This window comes from Eubacterium sp. An3 (genome assembly GCF_002159465.1).
In the GTDB taxonomy this organism is placed as follows: Bacteria; Bacillota; Clostridia; order Lachnospirales; family Lachnospiraceae; genus Anaerobutyricum; species Anaerobutyricum stercoris.
In genome coordinates this window covers 1-4,735 of sequence record NZ_NFIR01000066.1, presented here as the reverse complement: position 1 = coordinate 4,735, position 4,735 = coordinate 1, and the positions used below count along the sequence as shown (strand labels likewise).

3 protein-coding genes are annotated in these 4,735 nt (G+C 34.0%); 1 reads left to right on the top strand and 2 read right to left on the bottom strand.

The window, feature by feature from the left end; translation table 11 throughout:
• Positions 1–53: 53 nt before the first annotated feature.
• Complete coding sequence (locus B5F87_RS20000; protein ID WP_087284353.1) at positions 54–1,172, top strand: glycosyltransferase; 1,119 nt, start codon at positions 54–56, stop codon at positions 1,170–1,172.
• On the opposite strand, the gene B5F87_RS19995 is transcribed toward B5F87_RS20000, so the two are convergent.
• Complete coding sequence (locus B5F87_RS19995; protein WP_143405312.1) at positions 1,173–2,120, bottom strand: hypothetical protein; 948 nt, start codon at positions 2,118–2,120, stop codon at positions 1,173–1,175. It lies immediately after the preceding gene.
• 198 nt (positions 2,121–2,318) lie between these two features.
• The gene (locus B5F87_RS19990) at positions 2,319–4,583 is read right to left on the bottom strand and encodes an ATP-binding protein (RefSeq protein ID WP_087284347.1); all 2,265 of its coding nucleotides are present in this window, start codon (positions 4,581–4,583) and stop codon (positions 2,319–2,321) included.
• Positions 4,584–4,735 lie beyond the last annotated feature (152 nt).

The following is a 4,735-nucleotide window of genomic DNA, read 5'->3' as shown; positions in this document are numbered from 1 at the left end:
AGATAATTAGCAGTTATCCGTAATTGCCTGAGGATAAAGGAGGGAATATATGCATGAAACAGTCCATTATTATTACATATCATAAAAATAAAGATATGCTCTATTATTGTCTAAAACGTATTATGGAAACAGTTGATAAGGATGTAGAGATTCTGATTATAGGAAATAATGTTAACGCTTCAGAATTAGAGCTTAACATCGATTCTCAAAGATGCAGATATTATAAATTTCAGGCAAATTTACAATATCCAAAAGCAATCAATTATGGTGTTTCCGTATGTAACGGCGATATTATTACCTTTGTTGATACTGATATTTTTGTATGGGATGGCTGGTACGAAAACCTTCTTGAATGTCTGCTGTCCTCAGAACATATTGGAGCTGTTGGCGCCAAACTTATCAATCCATTAAACAATCGTATATTAGACTTTGGAATTATGTATTCACGTTTCAATGCAGCCCATACTATGATGGGATTAAGCTGGAATCATCCTTTGGCGCAACATAATAGAAAAGTGCAGACTGTATGCAGTGCCGTTCTCATGACAAAAAGGAGTCTGTTCCAGGAAGTTGGCGGACTGGATGAAGAAATTCCCTATTCATATACCGACTGCGACTATTGTCTACGGCTTAGAGATATTGGATATGAAACCTGGGTAGCGGCAGATGCAATTGCATTTCATAAAGGCAGTACTTCTTCCAATAACTCAAAAACGAACTTCAGTTATTATCGCCTGGATGCAAAAGGGATTTATGGGATGAAAGATTATGCAAAATTCGTATATGACATTTGGGATTGGTTTAAAATCAGTGCGGATTATGCAAAAAAGATATATTCTGATCTGGCAGAAAAATATTTATTATTAGACTTATCCACTATGTATGATCGAAACAGTTACTATGAAATGATCAAGAGAGAATTGCATGTTGAGTTCCTTGATATTATTGAGCGGCCAGATACCATAAGAGATAATGAACATATTACTCTATATGAAACAGTATCTTTCAATTATTTAGATCTGGCCACTCCTATATTATATTTTGTCGATACTTTTATAGGCCTTTTTGAAAATCAGTTGTGGTTTGACTTACGTAATATTGAACATGATTTGGTTATCGACAGACACGGGAACATAATACGTTTGAAGGATATTGCCGATAAAAAATGCTGATCATATTAACGGCAGATTCATTTTGCCATCGGACGTCTGCTGAATACCGCTTACCCGAATTTCTTTTAACTGTGCGCGTGTAAGCGGTATTCTGTATTCGTCCGGCAAGAAGTCAACATTATAACAAGAACCATATATATTTAGTTCAGTAAATGAAATTTGTATATTTTCATACAGTAATTGAAGTTTTATCCAAAAACGTGAGGTCTGCTTTTTTCTGTATTCTGTAAATGCTTGATAAAATGAATAGTAAACATCATCAGCATTTCGGCTGTAATAGGCATCTACCCCCTTTATAAGCATAATATCACCAATTTTCCCATTATTCAGCATTAACTGAATTTGTAGTATATCATCGATCAATTTACGGATATAATAGTGCTGTTCACACGGGGTATGCTGCAATATATCCATTGCTTCTGCCATCATAAAAAACGTATTAAATATCATGGGTTCATGGGAATACTCGCCAGTTTTCAAATACTCTCGACCATTGGCAATGTGAGCAGCTACCTTTCTGCTGTCTTGATTAATCAAATCATACTGTACTAGTTTGCGATAATAATTCATTGTTTTTTCTGGTACTTCCTCAGGTATATTACCAATGCATCTATTCCATATAGAAAACAGCCTGTCCTTATCTTTTAGGAACCCATAATAATTATACCCTTCATCCGAATCATTCAGGTACTGAATTACCCCTTTTTTATGTGGATCTTTTATCAACTTAATATAATCACGAGACTGCTGCATAAATTTTTTCCGTTTTTGAATTACTTCTTCAGTTGGCTCGCTATTATTATAGGCTACATATTCGCGATTTAACATAATTGACTGCAAAACATACTTTTCATCAAGCGCCTCGTCTGACAGCTCTTCTGTATTCTTACCTTTACCCAGTATTTCTTGAATCAGGCTTTCGGCAGCGCTTCTCTGATGAGATTCCACAAGTATATCACAATATGAATGTATCATTTTTCTAAAATTTGTAGAATACAGCATATTGATATCTGGAAAAATTGAAAATATATATTCATAAGCCTTTTTATAAAAATCCGCAGCATTGGAAGAACCAGTATACTCTCTGATATTAATACATATTTTGTGTATAGCTGATATCCAGTCCGGCAGATGTTCAAATATAGACTATGCATTAAGACATGCATAAAATATATTTTCGAAAAATATTTTTGACAGTTTATTTGGAACTTGGATTGTGTCTAGAGCAGTACAGGTTTTTACAACGTATTCTGGTTCCTCTTTAATACAGCAATAGTAAAGTAGTTTCGGTATTTTGTAAAATAATAAAATATTTTCTTTATGATTCTGATTAATCCACGCAAGACTCTCAAAAATCTTATCTCTATGATATGTTTCAAAATGGTTTCGAATAATGTCATGTTCAAATTCGTATTTATCATCTGAATCTCTTTTAATAAAGCTATGAGAACATAAAAAATTGACAGATTCACGAGTAATCTGAAGTGTATTAATAACCTGGTCGTCCATTCTTTCAAATAAATACAGTGCAGAAAAAATTACTGCAAGTTCTTCTGGATCAATTTGATCCGAAATAAATTCCCAGCGTTTTTTCAATACATCTGCAATGCCATTTGGCAGATTCAATAACACGTCTAAAGCGTTGAGATCCGTAAATAAATAGCCTTGGCGATTGGGCAGCTGCTTTATTACATTTGATTCCTCCAGTAACCGGACTCCCTGATAAAGATAATAAGGCTTCAGAGAAACCTGATCTATCAGTTTTTCAAAAAAGGGATCGAAGATCTTTTCGCTAGTATGGATTAATTCTCGCAGAAATAGGATGCCCTGTTCATTCGTTCTAAATCCGCTCAGTGTATAGGGGAGTATATGAGGAATTCCCAGATGAAGCAGATTAAATAACAAATTTGCTGCTGCAGAAGTCATATAGTCCAGGTTGAAAGCACCTGCCAGTACTGAATAATTATATCGACTCTGGTTAGCAGCATAAACAGCATATTGTTCTATAAAATACTGGAAATCTTCATTTGTAAATTGAATATTATCAATCAAAATAATATATTTATAGTTCGAAAGTCTTTCAAAAATAATACTTCCATAATTATCAATAAAATTATTTATATTATGATCCGTTTTGCTGTTCTCTAAAATACGGAATAATTGCAGTACCTTTTTGATAGAAGAGGACTCCTCTGGATCCATTCTCGCTGCCTCCTGTATCTTTTCCTCTAATGCTGAAAGAATAACTGTTTTAGGGACTTCATAAATAAAACAGATAATTTCCTGAATTAAATATAAGGATGAGAAATTTTCTGTGGCAGTAAGGTTTAGAATTCTATAGCCCTGCTTTAGTCCTTTTCCGATAATTTCGGACAGAATTCTGGATTTTCCGGTCCCACTGGTTCCCGAGAGAAGCAGGCAGCTGAAAGAGCGATTGTTAAGCAGTTTTTCTTCAAAATCATCTAAAATTTTTTCATATGATGAACCAATCAATTTGGTCTGCCCCACCCAAGTACACTTCACCTTTTTCACTTCAGATTTTGATTTGTTTTTGCCCGCTGCAGTTAGAATTGTAATATCAAAACGCGGCAGCTGCATTGTGGATTTAAAAAGTATAGGCCGTAAATTAAGAGGAATCGCCTTACCCTCGCCTTTTTCAAGCTCTACTCTGCACCACTCCCGATTATCACTATGAATGTTTGCATCCATATACTCAAAACAAAATCTATCCGGATTTTCTTTTGAAAACGACAAACTGATATTCATTTTGTCTGATGTTGAATTTTTAATCACAAAAAGCAAAGTAAAAAATTCATTATAATGAATTTTAATTGCTGACCTATAGTTTATAAATTCATCGTCTGATATAACCGTCCCTAATATAGGATCCTGAAAGAAAAAAATTTCAAAGTTTTCTTTTTGGGGGATATTCTCATAAATGATCTGATCCGGGCGATATTTTGGAGACAAATAGCTGCTGTTATTAATGATCAAATCTTCTAATATATCTGCATCATAAAAAATGATTTTTTTCCCAGTTTTTTCTCCGTATAATAGTATCTTATTTTTGGCACGTGTATTAATCTGTGAACGACTGAAAAAAATAATAGTATTAACCCCATAAATTTGGGCCATTACTAAAGTAGGAGCCAGGATATCAAGGGCGATTTTGTCTCTGTAATTCTTGCATTCGGCCCAAAGTTTGTTCTGACCGTCTTCTGTCTCCATCAAAGTCCAGAAATCTCTGTTATCATCATGTGATTTCCCTGTGCGCACCCATTCTTTCCCATAAAGGACTGCTAATAATTCATTTATAAGATTTTCGAATTTCAATCCATCATATTTGGAGCCGTTACCATTTTTACTCTCTACTTTAAATTTATCCCAATACGATTTTGAAAGCTTTTTCATTTGTTTTTCCTTTTTCTTAAATATAAAGATGGGATTACGGATAACTGCTAATTATCTGTAATTTATGTAAATGAAGGGGGAGGAGGACAGCAAAAGAGAAAACGGTGGTAGAACTAAATTTGACTGTTATGACGGTAATAAAGTTTAAATAA